Origin of the sequence: Aquimarina sp. EL_43 (assembly GCF_943422735.1) — a bacterium.
GTDB classification, from domain to species: domain Bacteria; phylum Bacteroidota; class Bacteroidia; order Flavobacteriales; family Flavobacteriaceae; genus Aquimarina; species Aquimarina megaterium.
The window spans coordinates 1,449,058-1,470,472 of the sequence record NZ_CALSBR010000001.1; the positions used below are offsets into that span (position 1 = coordinate 1,449,058).

The window sequence follows — 21,415 nt, forward strand, 5'->3', positions numbered from 1 at the left end:
CTTTATTTAGTGATCAAATTTACTAAGAACAATATCCATAAAACGCTCTTCATACTCTTCTTTACCTTCCCAATTTTGATAATCGGGCTTTATCATAGTTGTGATAAATTCTTCTGCTTCACTTTTACCTCTTAATGTATTTAATTGGGATAATACACGATTATAATCAGGAGCACTCCCCCCAAAAAGGTATTTTATAAATGCTAAACGATCATTAAGCCCGATATGAATTTCTTTTCTTAATTGATCATTAAGAGATTTAGGCCGATCATTAGCATCTGATATATCTTCTACAGTTGGAGTAATATTCTCCTTATCATTTTTTTCATATGTCGATTGAGGAGGGATCGAATCTGAAAAAGAAACCGATTCTTCTGCTACTTTAGTACTTGCAGGTACAAAAAGATCTTCGGTAACCCTCGCATTAATTTCTTCAATAATAATCTCAGGTTTATTTTCTATAGTATCAATACTAGCCTCTTTTTGTTCCTGATCACTCTTTGGCGAAGAAAATTCCTCGGGGATAGATTCTTCCTTTTTGTCAGAAATTGGTTTGGGATCAATAATTGCTTTGATTTTTTGCCTTACTTTTTTTAATTCGTCTGATTCATTTGATGTATCAGAGGCATCTGGTTCATTAGTATCCAGAGCTTCTTTAATCTGACCAATAGTAGGCTGTGGCCCTGCAAAATGAGATTCAGAAAAATTAAGAATAGTTAACTTTTCATATAACTCACGGGCTTCTTCCTGTAACTGAGATAAGGTAGTCTTATCCTTAAGTTGTAATATTCTATGGGCAATACTTATAAGTTCCGCTTCCAATTTCTTCTTCATAACTTTCTTATTCGTTTACAATACTGCTTTTTGTTTTTTAATAAATTTACCTCATCTTTAGAGTAAGGAGAAGGGATTTCTTTAATTGATGCTGAAAAATACAAAATGTTTCTCGAAAATACGGTAAATCATAAAGAGCAATTTGGGTGGATAGAAGTAATCTGTGGTTCTATGTTTTCGGGTAAAACCGAAGAATTGATTCGCAGATTAAAACGTGCACAATTTGCCAAACAAAATGTTGAAATTTTTAAACCTGCAATTGATGTTAGGTATAACGATGAAATGGTAGTCTCTCATGACGCTAATGAGATTCGTTCTACTCCTGTTCCTGCAGCAGCTAATATTAGAATTCTGGCCGATACCTGTGATGTTGTTGGTATCGATGAAGCACAATTCTTTGATGATGAAATTGTATCGGTCTGCAATGATTTGGCGAATAAAGGAATTCGCGTTATCGTTGCAGGGTTAGACATGGATTTTAAAGGAAATCCTTTTGGCCCCATGCCCGCATTGATGGCTACAGCAGAATATGTAACCAAAGTACATGCCGTTTGTACCAGGACAGGAAATCTTGCTCAGTTTAGTTATAGAAAATCTACCAAAGATGATTTGGTTTTATTAGGAGAAACAGACGAGTATGAACCTTTAAGTCGAGCTGCATACTATAAAGCCATGCTGAAAGAAAAAGTAAATCAAATGGAGGTTAAAGATCCTAAAGAAGTATCAAAAAAAACTGAAAAAACTGATGAGTAGCGTAAAAGAAACCGTTTTGCAGATCAACCTGGCTCATCTTACTCATAATTTTAATTATTTAAAAAGCAAGGTTAACTCTAATGTTAAAATCTTAGCTGTAGTAAAAGCTTCGGGATATGGCAGTGATGCTTCTGTAATTGCAAAACACTTAGAAAAAATAGGAGCCGATTATTTTGCCGTTGCTTATGTTTCAGAAGGTATTGCACTTCGAGAATCAGGAATAAAAACTCCTATTCTGGTATTGCACCCGCAGCCTATAAATTTTCAAAAATTAATCGAATATCAATTAGAGCCTAGTCTATATAGCTTAAGAGTTCTCAAAACATTTATAACAACAGCTACTACTTTGGGTCAAAAAGAGTATCCGGTTCATATCAAATTCAATACAGGGTTAAACCGAATCGGTTTTTGGGAAAATGATATTGACCATATTATTGAAAATCTCAATACAACTGAAGCGATTAAAGTAGTTGCTCTTCTTTCTCATCTGGCGGCTAGTGAAGATGCTTCAGAAAGAGATTTTACGATACAACAGATCAATTCTTTTAATAAAATTGCTAATCATATGATTGATAAGTTAGGGTACACACCCATACTTCATCAATCTAATACCTCTGGGATTCTTAATTATCCCGAAGCACATTTTGGTATGGTAAGAGCCGGGATAGGATTGTATGGATACGGAAACGATGCAAAATACGATGCTGCATTAAAACCTGTGGCAGGATTAAAATCGGTAATCTCGCAAATTCATGAGTTAGAACCTGGAGAATCATTAGGGTATAACCGAGCATTCATTGCTTCAGAATTTACAAAAACCGCTACCATACCTATCGGGCACGCCGATGGGATTAGCAGACAGTATGGAAATAAAAAAGGATTTGTAACCATACATAATAAAAAAGCTTATGTTATTGGTAATGTATGTATGGATATGATCATGGTAGACGTTACCTATATTGATTGTAAAGAAGGAGATGAAGTGGTTATTTTTGATGCAGATTCGAGTGCAGCCACAGTAGCCGAAAATTCTGGAACAATCTCTTATGAACTACTTACTGCAATTTCTCCTAGGGTAAAACGTGTTGTTGTCGACGATAATTGATTTTTAACGAAAAACGAAACGTATTAGACAGAACCATTCTTATAATTATTTTAATTTTTCGTTAAATTAGTGCATTACTAACTATCTAAATAAAATTAATTATGGGGTTTTTTAAAGATTTTAAATCTTTCTTACTAAAAGGAGACATCGTTGCGCTAGCTACTGCTGTTGTAATCGGCGGCGCATTTAATAAAATTGTTGGTTCTGCTGTAGCAGATATTATAATGCCTATTGTTGGTGTTATAACTGGTGGAACAGATTTTACTCAAAAGTTTATTGCTCTCGATGGTGGAGAATACGCTACTCTTGCTGCTGCCCAAGAAGCAGGAGCTGCCGTTATAACCTATGGTAACCTGATACAGGCAATAATTAATTTTATTATTGTAGGTTTATTTATCTTTATGGTACTTAAAGCATATGAAAAATCTAAAAAGAAAGAAGAAGAAGCTCCCGCAGCACCAGCCGGACCAACTCAAGAAGAGTTATTAGCAGAGATACGAGATTTATTAAAAAAATAAAATGCTCAATAGTATAACGAATTATCTATAGCTACCGCTATACTACATATTCTAACACACTAAACCGCCCAAATTAAGGGCGGTTCTTTTTTACACATTGTTATATAATAAACAAATGGTACAAATTTTTATATTTTCAATATAAATGCTTGTCGTCTAGGAAATATTCCTCAAATTTGTATGAAATTAAAAAGTGTATGACTTTCGCTATGCGAAAATGAAAACAAATATAAACTGATGAAAGTAGCTGTAGTAGGTGCTACCGGTCTGGTAGGAACCGTAATGTTAAAAGTATTAGAAGAAAGAAATTTTCCGGTAACAGAATTAATTCCTGTAGCGTCAGAACGATCTATTGGGAAACAAATTTCATATAAAGGCAAGGAGTTTTCTGTAGTAGGACTTGCTACTGCTATAGAAATGAAACCAGATGTTGCCTTATTCTCTGCTGGAGGAAGTACTTCTCAAGAATGGGCTCCAAAATTTGCAGAAGCAGGAATAACTGTTATCGATAACTCGTCTGCATGGAGAATGGATCCTACAAAAAAACTAGTTGTTCCAGAAATCAATGCTAAATCGCTGACCAAAGAAGATAAAATTATTGCTAATCCTAATTGTTCTACTATACAATTGGTTATGGCTTTGGGTCCATTACACGATAAATATAAGATAAACCGTGCTGTGATTTCTACGTACCAATCTATAACAGGTACTGGAGTAAAAGCAGTACAGCAATTAGAAAATGAATATGCTGGTGAAAAAGGAGAAATGGCATATCCATATCCTATTCACCGTAATGCCATCCCACACTGTGATGTGTTTCAGGAAAACGGGTATACCAAAGAAGAAATGAAGTTGGTAAACGAAACTCAAAAAATCCTTGATGACCGCACTATCGCAGTAACAGCAACAGCAATTCGTATTCCTGTAGTTGGTGGGCATAGTGAGAGTGTTAATATCGAATTTGATAGTGATTTCAATGAAAATGAAATACGACAACTTCTAAACGAAACATCTGGAGTTACTGTACAGGATAATCCTGATACCAATACGTATCCTATGCCAATCTATGCCGAAGGCAAAAACGATGTTTTTGTAGGCAGAATTAGAAGGGATCACTCTAGAGAGAATGCTCTTAATATGTGGATAGTATCAGATAATCTGCGTAAAGGAGCTGCTACTAATGCAGTACAAATAGGAGAATACCTGGTCGAAAACGAGCTTATAGGGTAGTCTATCGCAACAAAATGATAAAAAAAAACCCTTGCTTTCTTAATGTAAGCAAGGGTTTTTTTATCTAATTACAATAATTTCGTCATTCTCTCACTTTAGGCACAGATATATGATTTCCTAAAAACAATGCATTCAAAAATAGACGATTGGTGCCATACCAAGAACCCCTAAAATTGGGGTTATCAGCAAATAGAATTACACGTCCACTGCCTAACTTACTTACAATTAGCGAAGCCGAAGGTTTTAAGTAATTTTCATAGTTATCAGCAGAAATATAACCATCAATATGTGCGTTTTCTGTATATTTTGCAATCGTAGAATATGGGTTTTTACTGGGCGCAATAAACACTTCATTATTTTTATATACCGGAAGAGAAGTATCACGATACCCAAAACCTAAAGGATGAGTGATATCCAGATCAACTTCAAAAATAGCTCCCCCCAAACGTTCACGACCAATATGCTCCCCTGCATCAACATATGATAATCGTTTTATTACTTTATTCTTTGTCGTATCCTTTGGTTTTTTGATAAGTTTCTCCTTTACAATTTTCTTATCAATCGCCCATTTTGAAGCCCTTGCAATAGTAATTAAGGTATTTCCTTGTGATACCCAATCTTTTATTTTTTTCTGATGAAGAGAATCTAGTGTATTATATCTTCCCGAAACCATAACCAACATATTATATTTCTTTAGAGGTACATTGCCAAAACCACTCATTTGTAATTTTGTTATAGGCATATGCACTCGTGTATCCAGCAAATGCCACACCTCTCCTGCTTCATAAGAACTAACGCCTTCACCAACTAGTAATAATGCTTTTGGTTTATCCAACTTCTGAAAATTTCTGCTTCCTAAATCAATTCCTGATACGCTAAAACCAGAATCTACTGAATATATGGGCACATCATATTTATCCTGTGCTTCTTTAATGATTGCATAAACCTCGTCATTGGTTTTCTTCTGCTTACTTACCGGTACCATCACACTACCATAATTAAAGCTTTTATTCCCTTCTGAAGTTATACTACTAAAAGGTTTAAATGCTGAAGCTACTTTTAATCCTTTAGACTGCATAAAATATAAAGCTGCCGGGGCATTATAATCATCCCAATCCATGATATATGCATAGTCAGATTTTGATACTTTTGAAACATTCACCAATCCATCTGTTGAGAGAATTTCCTCGCTTATATCAGCAGATTTTATGCCTTTATATTTCATATTATAAAAATTGGCTATACTCCAGGCCGAAGCATCATAAAACACACTATCACGATACTTATTATAGGTTTCAAAAACCGTTTGTACCATACGCTGTTGAGGCTGCTTTACAGGCACAACAAAACGCGATCCTTTTTTATAAACCTTTATATGATGAAGTAATAATTTATCTATAAAAGCTTTATTTCTATTATGATCGTAAGCATCCCCAAACTCATACGCCTCATTTCCTTTTTTGAAAGTATTACTAACTGCTGATTTAAAAAAGTCTTGTTGGTATTTACGTAGTTTGCTCTTATTATCAACTGCAGCTTTAATAGTGGCGATACTAGATACATATTGATTACGAATCGTAAATGGAAACGATATGGTTCCATAATCTGTATCCTGTAAATGTCCGCGAGAACTAGCTTGTTCAAACAATAGTGCTAATGCTCCTTGTAAATCAGGATAAGAAGAACCATATCCAGGATAGGTGCCGTCAAAAGCTTCTTTGGTAAAATAAAATGATCCAATATTATCCAGAGCTTTAGAAAAATAAGGAGCAAACAAATTGTTTAGGTCTTCATAATTCTCTTTAGGCATAATAGGGTCCTGAGAACCAATGGGTTTCATAGGTTCAAAAAAATAGGTGCTATTCGTTCCCATTTCATGAAAGTCGGTCACCACATTAGGATACCACTCATGATACCATTGTAATTTTCCTCGACTCTCTGGATTAATACCTAGCAACCAATCACGATTAAGATCAAACCAATAATGATTCGTACGTCCCCGAGGCCACATTTCATTATGCTCTGCATCATAATTATCACTTACCAAAGGAGTTCCTCTAAATTGGTTTGCCCATTGCGTATGTCTGTCACGCCCATCTGGATTGATTGTCGGATCAATAAATATTACAGCATTTTCTATATAATTTTTCACTTCTGCACTAGTAGATGCCACCAGTGTATATGCTGTTAACATAGCAGCTTCTGAACTAGAAGGTTCATTACCATGTACGTTATATCCTAATTGAACAAAAATAGGTATTGCATCATAGTTAGCAGATGTCTCAGAAGGATTGGTGAATGCCAAATGCTGCTGTTTTAGCACAGAAAGCTTATTTAGGTTCTCTGGATTAGAAACAGTAAGTATTACTAATTTTCTGTTTTCATGAGTTTTTCCATAGCTAGTGATCGTTGCCCGATCAGAAGTTTGTGCAAGTTTAATAAAATATGCTACAATTTGATCATGGCGCGTATGCTGCTGCCCAATAGGATATCCAAGAAATTCTTCGGGTGAAGGGATTTCTGAATTAAAAGGTGCTTTGTCTTTAAGAAAATAATCCTGCGCAGTAGCAGAAAAAACAGAGAATACACAAACCAAAAAGTTGATTTTTAGCAAGTTAATTAGTTTCATTAGTTGTTAGATTAAATAGATTAGCCACATAAAAATAATTGAAGTCACTTATAATAAAGAGACAGATCAATGTATAATCTCGAAAGGTATTTTTTTAACTCTGGTTTTCCTTGATATTTGTAAGGTTTTTAACATTTCTCCCTCTAATACAGCAATTTAATCCCTTAAAAAATATTAAAAATGAATAAATTGATTTTAATCTTAAGAATACTATTGGGAGCGATGTTAGTCGTTTTTGGAAGTAATAAATTTTTTGAATTTATGCCTGCTTTTGAATTTGCCAATCCCGATGCTGGTATTTTTTTTGGTGCATTAGCCAATAGTTATGTACTAAAAGTAGTAGGAATCATCGAAGTGATTGTTGGACTTTTGCTTCTTACAAATAAAGCCATTCCCTTTGCCTTGATATTATTAGCCCCTATTTCTGTAAACATTATTTTATTTCATGCCACATTAGATCCCGCCAATATTGGTCCCGGAGCATTAGTCTTCCTTATAAACGCTTTCTTAATATTTAAATATTGGGACAAGTATAAAACACTTTTCTAAAACCAAAATTTTTCGTTTCTTACAGAAAATTCTGACTGCTCCTACATATTAATCCTACATAGTGCTATACCCCAAAGCAATATGGTAGAAACCTTACTTTCTTTACAGGTTAATTGCGGAGCAGTCTTTTTTATATTTTCTTTAGCATTTATACCCACATCTTTTGATAGATTTGTGAATCTAACGCATTACATCATGAAAAAAGCAATCCTTGTATTATCCATCATTACAGTAATGGTGGCTTGCAAAAACGAAACTAAAGAAGAAACCTCTAAAACTACCATTGCATTGAACTATCCTGAAACTAAAACAGTAGATACAGTAGATACGTATTTTGGTACTCAAGTAGAAGATCCATATCGTTGGCTAGAAGATGATCGCAGCAAAGAAACCGAAGACTGGGTGGCTACGCAAAACAAAACTACTTTTGGATATTTAGAAAATATCCCTTTTAGAAAAGATCTAAAAAAAACGCCTATCCGATCTTTGGAATTATGAGAAAGTTGGCGCTCCTTTTAAAGAAGGAGATTATAGCTATTTTTATAAGAATGACGGACTTCAAGATCAATATGTTCTCTATCGTTTTAAGAATGAAGGTGATGATCCCGAAGTTTTTCTAGATCCTAACACCTTTAGTAAAGATGGTACAACATCTTTGGGTGGAGTATCTTTTTCTAAAAACGGAAAACTCATCGCTTATTCTATTTCTGAAGGAGGTAGTGACTGGCGTAAAGTAATCGTTAAAAATGCTGAAACCAAAGAGATCATAGAAGATACTATTGTTGATGTTAAGTTTTCTGGAATATCCTGGAAAGGCAACGAAGGGTTTTACTACTCTAGCTACGATAAGCCAGAAGGAAGTGAGCTTTCTGCCAAAACAGATCAACACAAGGTATACTATCATACCCTGGGTACTTCTCAAAAAGACGATGCCCTAATTTTTGGAGGTACTCCAGAAGAAAAACATAGATATATTGGTGCAAGTGTTACCGAGGATGATCAATATCTTATTATTTCTGCAAGTGTTTCTACTTCTGGAAATAAGTTATTTATCAAAGATCTTACAAACCCAAATAGTAAGCTCGTTACAATTATGGGTACTACAGATAGTGATACTTATATTATAGAAAATGTAGGTTCTAAGCTCTATCTTGTTACCAATCTAAATGCGCCTAACCAGAAAATTGTAACGGTAGACGCCTCTAACCCGACCCCAGAGCATTGGAAAGACTTTATTCCTGAAACCGAAAATGTATTAAGCCCTAATACAGGAGGAGGATACTTCTTTGCAGAATATATGGTTGATGCTGTTTCTAAAGTATTGCAATATGATTATGATGGTAAATTGATTCGTGAAGTAGCGTTACCTGGAGTAGGAAGTGCAAATGGATTTGGCACTAAAAAGGAAGAAAAAGAATTGTATTACTCCTTCACCAACTACAAAACACCTAGTAGTATTTATAAATATAATATTGCCGAAGGCACATCAGAATTATATCGTAAACCAAAAATCGATTTTAATCCAGAAAATTACGAAAGTAAACAAGTTTTTTATACCTCTAAGGATGGCACAAAAATACCAATGATTATTACCTACAAAAAAGGGATAGAGCTTAATGGTAAAAATCCAACTATCTTATATGGATACGGAGGGTTTAATATTAGTCTTACTCCAGCGTTTAGTATTGCCAATGCGGTATGGATGGAGCAAGGTGGAGTATATGCAGTACCTAACCTAAGAGGTGGTGGTGAGTATGGTAAAAAATGGCACGTTGCTGGAACAAAAATGCAAAAGCAAAATGTATTTGATGATTTTATTGCAGCAGCAGAATATCTTATAGAAAATAAATATACATCTAGTGATTATTTGGCTATTCGCGGTGGATCTAATGGAGGATTACTTGTTGGTGCTACGATGACACAGCGGCCAGATCTTATGAAAGTGGCATTGCCAGCTGTTGGTGTTTTAGACATGTTGCGCTATCATACTTTTACAGCAGGAGCAGGATGGGCTTATGACTATGGTACATCAGAAGAAAGTAAGGAAATGTTTGATTACATAAAAGGATATTCTCCTGTGCATAATGTAAAAGCAAATGTACAGTACCCTGCTACCCTCGTTACTACAGGAGATCATGATGACCGCGTAGTACCGGCACACTCATTTAAGTTTGCAGCACAGCTACAGGCCAAACAATCAGGAGATAATCCTACATTGATTAGAATTGAAACCAAAGCAGGGCATGGTGCAGGAACACCGGTAAGCAAAACTATCGAACAATATGCCGATATTTTTGGTTTTACACTGTATAATATGGGATATGAAGTATTACCAGAAAAAGTTACCGACGAAGTAAAAGGATAGTCTTTTTAACTTAGAACTCGTCTCAAAAAAATAAAAAATCCGTTTTCTGAAAAGAAGCGGATTTTTTTGTTAAAGTTCAATATATTTGAGTAATGTTAAAAGTAGACAATATATCCTTCGCGTATGATAAACTTCCCGTTTTAAAAAACGTTAGTTTTACTATTGAAAAAGGGCAGCATATTGCCTTAATTGGTGCCAGTGGTTGCGGAAAAAGCACCTTGCTTAAAATCATTTATGGTCTTTTACATGTACAGGAAGGAGAACTATCCTGGGAGGGTACTAAAATATTAGGACCGAATTTTAACCTTGTTCCTGGCGAGGAAAACATGAAATACCTCTCGCAAGGCTTTGAGCTGCAATCCTATCGAAGTGTTGCAGAAAATATCGGGCAATACTTATCTAATTTTCAGCCAGAATTAAAACAAGGCCGGGTAGATGAGTTACTCGACATTGTAGAAATGACTGATTTTGCCAATGCCAAAGTCGAGAACCTGAGTGGTGGTCAAAAACAAAGAGTAGCACTAGCAAAAGCATTGGCCAAAAGACCAGAATTATTACTCCTTGATGAGCCTTTTGGTAATATTGATAACTTCAGACGTAGTTCTTTAAGAAGAAATCTGTTTAGATATCTAAAACGTAATAAAATTACAAGTATCACCGCTACACATGATAAAACAGATATTCTCTCTTTTGCAGATCAAACCATTGTTATTCGACAAGGAAAAATTTTAACTCAAGAAAATACGATCACTTTATATCAAAATCCTACTGATTATTATATTGCTTCTCTTTTTGGCGAAGTGAATGAAATACAACTTTCTTCATTTACAACATCTGATAGCCAGGATACGATTTTGGTCTATCCTCATGAGATCGAAGTTAATCCTAATTCTATGACAAAGGCACGAGTAAAAAATGCGTATTTCAATGGAGGGTATTACTTGATTGAAGCTATACTCGACAATACCATTCTTTTTTTTAATCATCATAGTAAATTAACTGCTCCCAAAATGGTCGGGATTACAATTCCTGAAGAAATCATTGAGAAAAGAAAACCAATTTAGTTGTTGTAGTGTACTAACTCAAGCTTATTTCCGTCAAAAACACCATACGTATAATGAGTAATCCAATCTCCTAGATTTATGTATTGAGATTGCTGGTTTAATTGTATTTCCATAGGAAGGTGTCTATGTCCAAACACAAAATAATCCCTGTGCTTACTTTCTAGTTTTCTTTTGCAATATTGTACCAACCACTCGTTATCTTCTCCTAAAAAAGTCACATCTTCATCTCCCGAAATCAATTTATTTTTTACAGAAAGATATTGTGCCAGTTTTACTCCAAGATCTGGATGTAGCCATCTAAAAAACCATTTTGCTACAGGATTGGTAAACACTTTTTTCATTCGTTTATACCCCTTGTCTCCCGGGCCTAAACCATCACCATGGCCGATAAAAAAAGTAGTGTCGTTAAAAGTGAACTCCTGAGGTTTATGATACACGGGAATATTTAATTCTTCTTCAAAATATCCATTCATCCATAAGTCATGATTTCCTACAAAATAATAGACTGGGATTCCAGAATCTGTAATTTCTGCTAATTTCCCCAATGTTCTGGTAAATCCTTTGGGAACCACAGTTTTATATTCGAACCAAAAGTCAAAAAGATCTCCTAACAAGAAGATAGCGCCTGCATCTTTTTTAACTTCATCTAACCATTTTACAAATTTTTGCTCTCTTGGGAAACTCTTTTCTGATGTTGGAGCCCCCAAATGATTATCACTGGCAAAGTATATTTTTTTCCCTTCAGGAAGGTTCATAGGTATAATTTAAAAGGTAAAGGTAAGAAAAGGACCTAAGATTTAAATGATCTATTCATTATCTGATGCATACCACTCTGCAAATGATGTTTCGGTTTCTTGAAGTTTTAAAGAAAATAATGTAATCCCTTCGGGCAATCGAGAGGTAATCTTTTTAGCAAAATCAATTACCATATTCTCACTGGTAGGTTGATAATCTACCAAAATTACATTATGCCCTCTGTCTTTTAATTCTTTTGCAAGTTCTATATGTGGTGTGTTTTTGTTAAATACTGTTGCATGATCAAAAACATCTTCGATATCTTCTTTTACAATTTTTTTAAGGTCTCCAAAATCAATTACCATTCCTAGTTTTACATGCGAAGTATCTGTAATCGGTGTCCCGATTACAGTCACACTTAGTTTATAACTATGACCATGAACATTTCTACATTTACCATCATATCCATATAAAGCATGTCCGGTTTCGAAAGAAAATTGTTTCGTGATACGAATTTTACTCATCGTTTACTTTGTGATTTTTGGCAAAGTTACGGAAGATTATCGTCTCTTTCTCTTATTTATAAAGTAAACCACAACCAGAACAATTCCTAATACCAGAAACAATCCATTGCCTCCTAAAAAGTTTAGTATATCCATTATTAATTTAGACTTTTAATTTATAATCCAGATCTACACTAAAGAAACAACGCCTTTTTGAATGTTTTCTTATACTAAACTAATAAAAGCGGGAAAACCCGCTTTATAATTCACAATATTTAGTAAAATACAATCTTTAAAAAAGTAAATCACAATATACAAATATTAACATGCAGATCTACATGCAATGTAATCTGCCAGACAGTTAGAACCTCCACTACTTAGACAACTAACATAGTCTTGTCTGCAAACAAGAAAACAACTGCTTCCTCCATTAATACTTGATTGTTCTGTTTTGTTTAATGATTTAACATCATTACGGTTTAAAATGTTTTTTAACATAATTAAAGGTTTTAAATTTGTAATGATGTAATGTAAAGAAAATAACAAAGGCAAAATTGAGGTTTACCGTAGACTCTGTTATTTTTTAAATTTTTCTAATGCTTTTTTAGTAAATTCTGAAAGTACTAACTCTCCAGAAATTGCTGCCCTTTCTAAAAGAAGTTCTTCCCAGTACTCTGTTCCTCTCCAGTTTACTTTTTTCATTTGTTGTATTGCTTGTGGATTATAACTAGCCAGTTTTTCGGCAAATAGTTGTATTTCTTTATCCAACTCTGTTATAGTTTCAAAAACACGGGCATACAATCCTTGTTCTTTTGCCCAATATGCATTTTTCCACTGTGATGCATCCCATGCAAGAGCTTCAAAAGCAGCTAATCCTATTTTTCTTGATACTACTGGTTCTATTACAAATGGACCTATACCAATGGTTAATTCACTTAATTTAATTGATGCAGCTTCTGTAGCCAGGCAGTAATCACAAGCAGATGCTAATCCAACTCCTCCTCCTACAGTTTTACCTTGTACTCTTCCTATGATTGGTTTTTTACATTTTCGCATGGCATTAATCACATTTGCAAACCCAGAAAAAAATTGTTTTCCTTCCTTTAGATTTGTTATTGCCATTAGTTCATCAAAAGAGGCTCCTGCACAAAATGCCCGGTCTCCTTCTGATTTAAGAATGATTACAGATACTGATGTATCCTTTGATAATTCATCAAAAGCTTTAGCTAATCTTATTAATAATTCTGAAGGAAAAGAATTACTGGCATGGTGGCCAAATTCTATCGTTGCAATGGTGTTTTCGGTATGAGTATATAGACTTCCGTTAGATCTTGGTATCATTATTGTTATAACTTTTATAGTAAAAGTAACTAATACCAACTGAAGATTAAAATACCACACATAATTATTTTGGTTGGTATCATTCACCCATCTGGTGACCTCTGTATTAAAATTGTTTAACAAATAATCTTAATACAATCAAATGGCTTATTTCTTAGTAAAAATTAATTGTAATTATCTAAAATATAACGCGTTTATATTTATAGAGATGGTTCATAAAAAATATATAAAGAAGATGTTAGAAGAGTTTTTTGAAAAAAACAGATTACGAATAGGGATTTTATTAATTCTTATCTATGCTCCATTACTATTTGTTCTTATTTATCCTTTTTAAGAAATCAAGGGCAAAAACTTATTTCTAAACTTTATGACTAGTGCTACTCCTCTAAAAAGAGCCCAAACCGTAAATGCTATCCATATCCCATATAACTTTAAATCAAAAAAGTTACATACATAAAGAGTAGGTATAAACCCTAAGAATGTTGCTCCCAGCAATACATTTCTTAAATACCTCATTTCACCTAGGCCTTTAAAAATTCCATCAAAAACAAAAGCCAAACCGTTAATGGGCTGCACAATCAAAACAATAAAAAAGACACTGTAAAATGTTTCTAGCACTATGGTTTCACTTGTAAATACTTTTCCTATTGTGTCATAAAATATAAACCCAAATATTGCCAAAATCAAACTCACACCAATACCATAAGTACTTACACGTTTTCCTAATTTCCAGAGGGATTTATAATCTTTTGCACCTAATAGTTTTCCGCCAAGGATATTACCTGCTCCGCCATAACCATCAATAAAAAATGCAGTAAACATCCAGATATTCATTGCTATCGTATATGCTGCTATATATTCATCTCCATATCCTGTAGCATTAGATGTTGCAAAATATAATGCTGTATTTAATGCAATAGATCGTACAAACAAATTAAGACTCATTGTAACCAGTCTACCTAATTCCTTATTTAATGGGAAACGTAGCTTAAGACTTACATTGGTTTTGGTCAACAATAATATAAAAACGATGACCGCCATTAAGAATTGTGAAATTAAACTTGCCCATGCTGCCCCGCTAATTCCCATCGGAGTAATAAAACCTTCGACACCATATACCAGGAAAAAATCTAAAACAATATTAGCTACTGCACCAATTACGGCAACAATCATTGGCCAAAATGTATTTTGCAGTCCTCTAAAAATACCAAAAACAGCAAATGTAAATAAGGTTAAAGGAAATCCCCAAACTCTGATATCATAGTAAACCACGCAGTATTCTAAAATTAAGCCTGAAGCATTGTATAATTTAAAAATCTCTTCAACAAAGAAAACAGTAGAGATCAAAACAAAAATACTAAGAGCTACATTAAAAAAAATAGCTTGTGCAGGTAACGTTTTTACTTCTTCTATTTTACCTGCTCCCAGGTATTGAGAAATAATAGCAGATATTGCACTTCGGGTTTGCCCGAGAATCCATATTAATGCAGACAAAAACGACCCTACAATACCTACTGCTGCAAGGGATTCGGTACCATATTCGGGAATATTACCCACGATAGCGGTATCGGTTATCGATAGTAATGGCTCTGCAATACCAGCAACAATAGCCGGGATTGCCAGTCGGTTTATATTTTTAAAACCAATTACCTTGCTCATAGAATGAGTTCATAACAGTGAAATGGGTGTTCGCTTTGTTTCGGGAAATAGATATCATCCAAACGTTGATACCCTCTGATTTCATAAAATTTCTGGTTTCTTTTATTTTGACTAAAGGTGTCTAATCTTACCGATTGATATTGATTTTTTTTAGCATAGTCTTCACCAAAATCCATTAGTTTTTGAGCATATCCCTTTCCCCAATATTCTGGATCAACTGCTACACGATGTATATAAAGATTATTGGTATTGGCCGTTAACCATGTTACAGGAATATATTCTTCATCCATTAGGTCTGTTAGTACAATAATCCCTTTGATGTGGTTCTCTTCCTCCAGAACATACAATTCTTGTAGTTCTACATCTTTTTGAAAACGTTCTTGGGTAGGATAATGCTCATTCCATTGATAGATGCCATTAGCTATCATTGCTTTGGCACAAGCTCTAGTCAATGTGTAAATAGCATCCAGATCAGATAATACTGCTTTACGAATCATATTTTTTGGAAAGCAGCAAAAATACTAACTTTATATTGCAGTTAATAATCAAAGGTTATATTTAAAAAAACTTTAAGAAAAAAGCTGTTTTAGATCGTCAGAAGAGCTTTAAAAATAATATTATATCAAGAAATGAGTTAGTAAAAGGTCTAAAATTGTAATTTTACACACTGAAACACAAATCATAATAATTAATGAAGAATATATTGGTTCCCTTGGGGTTGTCTGAGCATTCAATTAGCATGGCCAGACTTCAATATGCTATTGATTTTGCAAAAGAACTCAAAGCAAAAGTTTATGTAGTAGAGGTTTTTAAAGAATTACCTAGATCTGGTAGTCTTCCCTCTGTAAACAAAACATTAAAGGAAATCACCGCTTCTTCTATTGAAGAAAAAGTTGCAAAAATTGATAAAAAAGGAGTAGAAGTAATTGCTTTACCATTAGAAGGTGAACTTCTTGAAGCTATCCCTAAATTTAATTTACAGCACTCTATAAATTTACTCGTTTTAGGAGCAGAAGTTAAGGATATTAAAGATCCTTATTTTCTTGGTTCGATTTCGGGAAGTCTTGTAAAAAATACAGAAATCCCGGTATTAATCATTCCTCAAATGTATACTTTTTCGCCTATCAAAAAGATACTAATGGCGGTTAAATCAGGTATCGTAAAAAAGAAAAATGCATTAATTCCCGTAAAAGAAATTTTAAGTACTTTTGATGGTGATTTAAAATTGCTTCAGGTAAAAACAGCAAATTTCTTAGCTGAAGATTCTAAATTTGACAAAGATTTAGGAGAGATTACCTCATCCTATAAATCGTCTGAAAATGCTACCTTATTTCAAGGAGTTTTAGAACATCTTAATGAGAATTATCCAGATCTTATTTGTGTTTTTAGACGAAAACGAGGATTCTTTGCGAAGCTTTGGGAAGAAGATGCTGTTCTCAAAAAAGATTTTGACAGTAGGATTCCTTTATTAGTTTTAAGAGGATCGGATTAAAAATACAGGGGATGTAGCTTCCCAAAAATGCTACACTCATCGGGACAGGCGCTTCGCTACATCCCCATGAGAAAAATTGGGGATGTAGCTCAGCTGGCTAGAGCGCTTGACTGGCAGTCAAGAGGTCGTGGGTTCGAGTCCCATCTTCTCCACTTATAAAAGAGGCTTCAAGGAATAAACTCGATGAAGCCTCTTTTTGTTTATCCCAAAAGAGTTTCTTAACCCAGATTCAAAAAAACTCGACACCTTTATCTCACCAACCATATTGCACAATATTTTACGGCAAGACCCTAATTATTTGAATGGTTTTAAGTATACAACAATCAATAGTTTGTGTGTAGATTTGTATGAAATATTAAAAACAACTTAAGGGCTTACTCAACCTAAGTAATTAAAAAAAGAACGACCTGACATTTCATTTCTTACCCCTATTTGTCAGTAATGAGAATCCAATTTCACCCTAAATATTCTCATATTATCGGTATCGAAACAAATTTTAGCACAAACAACTAAATTAAAACTTTATGAAAAAATTAAATCTCATACTAATTATAGTATGTATCCTTTCGTTAGGTTCCTGTACAAAGGAAGAATTACCTGAAAATCGAAATCAGATTCAAAACACAGAAGGTGATAAAGAGACACTATCCAGTCCCGAGAAAAAAGAAATTCTAATTACGATGGGATTTCAAGAGGATAAAATTGAGGAGTATAAAGATTACTTTTTGGTGGATAATGACTTGATTGTCCATAAAAACACCATCTCCAAGGAGTTAATCAATCCACTTGCACCTGTTAATACATCTAAGCAACTTCGTAATAGTTTTTTTGTAAGTGATAATATTGTAACTAATATTAGAGTACGTATTGATCCTAATTTTAATTCGAACTGGAATGGTTTAATACAACAAGCATTAACCGCTTGGAATAATGCTGGCTCTATGGTGTCTTTTACAGTAGTAACCTCAAGCCCGCACATCACTATTTATTCAGACACATCTCTTGCCTGCCCGGTAAGTCATCGTAATTTGAGCTCTAATGTATGTGGTCGAGGAACTTTTCCTTCTAATGGCAACCCGGGAAGTGTCATTTCTATCAATACAAATTCTCCTCATATTAATACAAATGCAAAAAGATTACGAACCATTACACATGAATTCGGACATAATGTAGGATTGATGCATACCAATCAGGGCAGTGGAGGAATTCATATCCCAGGTACTCCTAGTTCAGATCCCGATTCCTTAATGAATGGCGGAGAATGCGGACAAGTAAAACCATTAAGTCCAAATGATATATTGGCGATACGAATCATGTATTCTGAAGCAACCTGGACAAGGGCAGGCGTAGATTTCTCTAAAGGTGGATGGCATATCGGTGATTATAACGGTGATGGTAAAGACGATATTTTTAGATACAGACCAGGAATATCTGGTGCAGAAGTATTTCTTTCTAACGGAGTAGATTTTATATATTCGGGAAATTGGACAGGAGCAGGTGTAGATTTCTCTAAAGGTGGATGGCATATCGGTGATTATAATGGAGATGGCAAAGATGATATCTTTAGATACAGACCAGGAATATCTGGTGCAGAAGTATTCTTATCAACAGGAAGTAGCTTCAATAATAATGGAAGCTGGACAGGTGCAGGTGTAGATTTCTCTAAAGGCGGATGGCATATCGGTGATTATAATGGTGATGGCAAAGATGATATCTTTAGATACAGACCCGGAATATCTGGTGCAGAAGTATTCTTATCAACAGGAAGTAGCTTCAATAATAACGGAAGCTGGACAGGTGCAGGTGTAGATTTCTCTAAAGGTGGATGGCATATCGGTGATTATAACGGCGATGGCAAAGATGATATCTTTAGATACAGACCGGGAATATCGGGTGCAGAAGTATTCTTATCAACAGGAAGTAGCTTCAATAATAACGGAAGCTGGACAGGTGCAGGTGTAGATTTCTCTAAAGGTGGATGGCATATCGGTGATTATAATGGCGATGGCAAAGATGATATCTTTAGATACAGACCAGGAATATCTGGTGCAGAAGTATTTCTATCAACAGGAAGTAGCTTCAACAATAACGGAAGCTGGACAGGTGCCGGCGTAGATTTCTCTAAAGGCGGATGGCATATTGGAGACTATAATGGAGATGGAGATACTGATATATTTCGATACATTCCAACCATAGCAGGAGCAGATGTATTTATATCTACAAGTTCTTCTTTTTCTCATTAAATCAATAATCTAAAGCAAGCTCATCAGATATATTTTCTAAAAAAAGATATAGGCTACATGAGTTAGATTATATATTTTTTCTTGTAACCAAAGGCTTCATGAGATGTATCTCATGAAGCCTTTGGTTACATCTATTAATCTATACTATTTTTATACTTATTAAATATCTCTAGACTAACAGCAAGTGGATCATCAAAAGGTATAATTTGAGATACTCCTGGAGTTGTAATCCATTGTTCTTCCCATTGACGCATATCTTCTTTACTTTGGCCATCACCTTGATGATAATTAACCCATCTGGGTACATAATAATCCCGAATAAGCCCTGTCCAGACTCTACCAGAATAATCATTTACCGGATCACCTCCCCAAGTGGTTAATAAACGTTTGGCATTAGATTCGTAATAGTCTTTTTCATTAGGGTTATCTCCCCATTTTCTAGCATAATCTACCCATTTTTGGAGATTATGGTTAGGGTGTGAAGCCAGTAGCCTATCCATTGTTAACAGTATTTGCATTGTCTCCTCTAAAGTAACTGGTTCACCCTCTTCTTTAGCATCCAAAAAATCCAATAGCTGCTGATCAGCTACAAGTCCAAGATATTGTACTACCATCTCTATGGCATCAACAGTATATAATTCACTGTTTTTTAGTTCAGATGCATTATCTAAAAATGCTCCTACGGCTTCTTTAAATTTTACAGAGCGATGCACTGTGGCATGATCTTCTACTCCTTCTGGTTTCTTATAAGGTCTAAACTGATATCTATGCATCGGATGATCTGTAAATGTCCCAAAAGCAGATTCGTTTAATAGATCAAAAGCTTTTTTCATCCCCTCGGGAAATGCCCCATATCGTTGTATGTTGTATTCTACTATCCAGGAGTCTAAATCAATTTTTTCTTTTCGCCACGCTACATCCGATAAGAGTTCGTAGATGATTTCGTTATTCTCTATTCCTTCTGGAGCAAAACCAAAACCCACCAGGTTCTTTTTGTTTTCATACTGCAATGCTTCAATAGGAATAGATGCATATACATCTAGCTTACCATTAAGAGATACTTTTCCTCCCATATTTGGGATAAAAGAGTAGATCCATTTTTTTCCAAAGAAACCATCATACATCTTCCACGAAGGGTCTATTTTCCAAAATACATGATTGTATTCATTAGCCAGATCGAGTATCAGTAATTTATCATCCGGTACTTTAGAGACCAAAGCTCCTAATCGTTCTGGAGTCCAGAATAATTTGCCGTTTTCATCTTTATGATAAGGAAAAGTCCATCCCTGCATCACCCATGTAGCATCCGGATTGGCTTCTTTTATAGATTTATATACCGACGCTCCATATCCGGATAGTTCGGTTAAAGCCACTTCTGGATCTTCAGAGAGTGGTGCATCCATTTCATTAAAACTATCTGCAAGATAGTATTCCCCTTTTCCAAATTCTTTTTCCCACTCTTGTATATAAAGCGTACCAATTTCGATAAAAAGATCACTATCGGGAGATAATATAAATGCATTATTCTCTAGGGGTAATCCACCTCCCCATCCTAATTCCCGGACTTCTATATCTGGATATATTCTGGTAATATCTTTAGGGACAAAACCTGCAAACGCATGAATTATGGGGCTCATTCCTAATTCTTTCATACGATCCAACATCTGATGGGTAAGTTGTACTTGTTTTTGAAAATAAGAATCGGGTAGTGGTCCATCCCATCCATTTAAATTTCCCATTCTGTTCCATGGAAAATGAGCCGGACCAGAAAAATACTGATCTATTTCGGACTTAGTTAGTCCTAGTTTTTGAAATACTCTCGATAAAATCGCTTCATGAGCACCTCCAATTAAAGGCATATTGATTCCATGGATAGCCATCCAGTCGATTTCTTTCTCCCAGCGTTTCCAATCCCAATATGCTGTCGTATACCCATGAGTAACTACATTAAAATAATATCGGTATTGGTAAGGGCTTTCTACTTTTTTGTTTACCGAAGGTAATTCTGCCGGAATATTTATTTTAGAGCCAGACCAACTGTAGATACTCTTGCACTCACTTTTTAAATAATCGTATACCCCTCGACAAAGCGCTATCTGCGAATTTCCTTTGATTAGAATTTTATCCTCTTTTTTTTGTAATGAAAACCAATCTGGTATCGTGTCATTCTCTTCTAACTGAAATTTAAAATGATTAGTATTTTCTTTTCCTATAGTTCGCTCTAACACATCTCTTGCAGGGAGGTTTTCTCTTTCCTTTTCTTTAGGAGCAGTACAGGAAAGTATACCAAGTAAAGTGATTAAAACAAGTGTACTACCATTATTGCCTAATATTAATTTCATTAGAATATAATTTTAAAGGTTTTAAAATAAATCTCGAATCAGGAATTCTAAAA

General features: G+C 34.7%; 17 protein-coding genes, 1 tRNA gene and 1 pseudogene. 10 read left to right on the plus strand and 9 right to left on the minus strand.

What is annotated here, in order from left to right:
* Nucleotides 1-6: 6 nt before the first annotated feature.
* Entirely contained in the window at nucleotides 7-834 is an 828-nt protein-coding gene (locus NNL09_RS06745) for a hypothetical protein (RefSeq protein ID WP_196911866.1), read from the minus strand.
* 105 nt (nucleotides 835-939) lie between these two features.
* On the opposite strand from NNL09_RS06745, the gene NNL09_RS06750 reads away from it, so the two are divergent.
* The 4 genes from NNL09_RS06750 to NNL09_RS06765 all read left to right on the plus strand — a co-directional run bounded on the left by NNL09_RS06750 (nucleotide 940) and on the right by NNL09_RS06765 (nucleotide 4,440).
* Entirely contained in the window at nucleotides 940-1,587 is a 648-nt protein-coding gene (locus tag NNL09_RS06750) for a thymidine kinase (RefSeq protein WP_025664618.1), read from the plus strand.
* Nucleotides 1,580-2,692, plus strand: a complete 1,113-nt coding sequence (gene alr / locus NNL09_RS06755; RefSeq protein ID WP_025664619.1) for an alanine racemase — start codon at nucleotides 1,580-1,582, stop codon at nucleotides 2,690-2,692. The genes NNL09_RS06750 and alr overlap by 8 nt, the downstream gene beginning before the upstream one ends.
* Nucleotides 2,693-2,793: 101 nt before the next feature.
* Complete coding sequence (gene mscL / locus NNL09_RS06760; protein ID WP_196911867.1) at nucleotides 2,794-3,210, plus strand: large conductance mechanosensitive channel protein MscL; 417 nt, start codon at nucleotides 2,794-2,796, stop codon at nucleotides 3,208-3,210.
* 237 nt (nucleotides 3,211-3,447) lie between these two features.
* On the plus strand, nucleotides 3,448-4,440 hold the full coding sequence (locus NNL09_RS06765; RefSeq protein WP_025664621.1) for an aspartate-semialdehyde dehydrogenase: 993 nt from the start codon (nucleotides 3,448-3,450) through the stop codon (nucleotides 4,438-4,440).
* Nucleotides 4,441-4,522: 82 nt separating this feature from the next.
* Here the strand turns inward: NNL09_RS06765 and NNL09_RS06770 are convergent, their stop codons facing one another.
* Nucleotides 4,523-7,069, minus strand: coding sequence for a M14 metallopeptidase family protein (locus tag NNL09_RS06770; RefSeq protein ID WP_196911868.1), 2,547 nt, complete (start codon nucleotides 7,067-7,069; stop codon nucleotides 4,523-4,525).
* A gap of 180 nt (nucleotides 7,070-7,249) precedes the next feature.
* Here NNL09_RS06770 and NNL09_RS06775 point away from each other — a divergent pair, with 180 nt between their 5' ends.
* From NNL09_RS06775 to NNL09_RS06785, 3 genes and pseudogenes are all read left to right on the plus strand, one after another.
* Nucleotides 7,250-7,618 carry a DoxX family membrane protein gene (locus NNL09_RS06775; RefSeq protein WP_025664623.1) on the plus strand — a complete coding sequence of 123 codons (369 nt, stop codon included), beginning with the start codon at nucleotides 7,250-7,252 and terminating at the stop codon, nucleotides 7,616-7,618.
* Between the two features lie 195 nt (nucleotides 7,619-7,813).
* Nucleotides 7,814-9,983, plus strand: a pseudogene (locus NNL09_RS06780) (prolyl oligopeptidase family protein).
* Between the two features lie 92 nt (nucleotides 9,984-10,075).
* Nucleotides 10,076-11,047: an ABC transporter ATP-binding protein gene (locus NNL09_RS06785; protein ID WP_196911870.1), complete on the plus strand. Its 972-nt coding sequence runs from the start codon at nucleotides 10,076-10,078 to the stop codon at nucleotides 11,045-11,047.
* Here NNL09_RS06785 and NNL09_RS06790 read toward each other — a convergent pair.
* The 6 genes from NNL09_RS06790 to NNL09_RS06815 form a co-directional block, all read right to left on the minus strand.
* Entirely contained in the window at nucleotides 11,044-11,802 is a 759-nt protein-coding gene (locus tag NNL09_RS06790) for a UDP-2,3-diacylglucosamine diphosphatase (protein WP_025664626.1), read from the minus strand. The two genes, NNL09_RS06785 and NNL09_RS06790, sit on opposite strands and share 4 nt — an antisense overlap.
* A gap of 51 nt (nucleotides 11,803-11,853) precedes the next feature.
* On the minus strand, nucleotides 11,854-12,306 hold the full coding sequence (locus tag NNL09_RS06795; protein WP_025664627.1) for a 6-carboxytetrahydropterin synthase: 453 nt from the start codon (nucleotides 12,304-12,306) through the stop codon (nucleotides 11,854-11,856).
* Between the two features lie 300 nt (nucleotides 12,307-12,606).
* Nucleotides 12,607-12,783: a hypothetical protein gene (locus tag NNL09_RS06800; protein WP_160170068.1), complete on the minus strand. Its 177-nt coding sequence runs from the start codon at nucleotides 12,781-12,783 to the stop codon at nucleotides 12,607-12,609.
* 78 nt (nucleotides 12,784-12,861) lie between these two features.
* Nucleotides 12,862-13,626, minus strand: a complete 765-nt coding sequence (locus tag NNL09_RS06805; protein WP_231389281.1) for an enoyl-CoA hydratase/isomerase family protein — start codon at nucleotides 13,624-13,626, stop codon at nucleotides 12,862-12,864.
* Nucleotides 13,627-13,956: 330 nt separating this feature from the next.
* Entirely contained in the window at nucleotides 13,957-15,285 is a 1,329-nt protein-coding gene (locus NNL09_RS06810; protein ID WP_025664630.1) for an MATE family efflux transporter, read from the minus strand.
* Entirely contained in the window at nucleotides 15,282-15,782 is a 501-nt protein-coding gene (locus tag NNL09_RS06815; protein WP_025664631.1) for a GNAT family N-acetyltransferase, read from the minus strand. The genes NNL09_RS06810 and NNL09_RS06815 overlap by 4 nt, the downstream gene beginning before the upstream one ends.
* A 194-nt stretch (nucleotides 15,783-15,976) precedes the next feature.
* Here NNL09_RS06815 and NNL09_RS06820 point away from each other — a divergent pair, with 194 nt between their 5' ends.
* The 3 genes from NNL09_RS06820 to NNL09_RS06830 all read left to right on the plus strand — a co-directional run bounded on the left by NNL09_RS06820 (nucleotide 15,977) and on the right by NNL09_RS06830 (nucleotide 19,020).
* The gene (locus tag NNL09_RS06820; RefSeq protein WP_025664632.1) at nucleotides 15,977-16,777 is read left to right on the plus strand and encodes a universal stress protein; all 801 of its coding nucleotides are present in this window, start codon (nucleotides 15,977-15,979) and stop codon (nucleotides 16,775-16,777) included.
* Between the two features lie 78 nt (nucleotides 16,778-16,855).
* Nucleotides 16,856-16,929 (plus strand) — tRNA-Ala (locus tag NNL09_RS06825).
* Nucleotides 16,930-17,301: 372 nt separating this feature from the next.
* Complete coding sequence (locus NNL09_RS06830) at nucleotides 17,302-19,020, plus strand: M57 family metalloprotease (RefSeq protein WP_254514211.1); 1,719 nt, start codon at nucleotides 17,302-17,304, stop codon at nucleotides 19,018-19,020.
* 134 nt (nucleotides 19,021-19,154) lie between these two features.
* On the opposite strand, the gene NNL09_RS06835 is transcribed toward NNL09_RS06830, so the two are convergent.
* On the minus strand, nucleotides 19,155-21,362 hold the full coding sequence (locus NNL09_RS06835; RefSeq protein WP_196912024.1) for an alpha-N-acetylglucosaminidase: 2,208 nt from the start codon (nucleotides 21,360-21,362) through the stop codon (nucleotides 19,155-19,157).
* Between the last annotated feature and the right edge of the window lie 53 nt (nucleotides 21,363-21,415).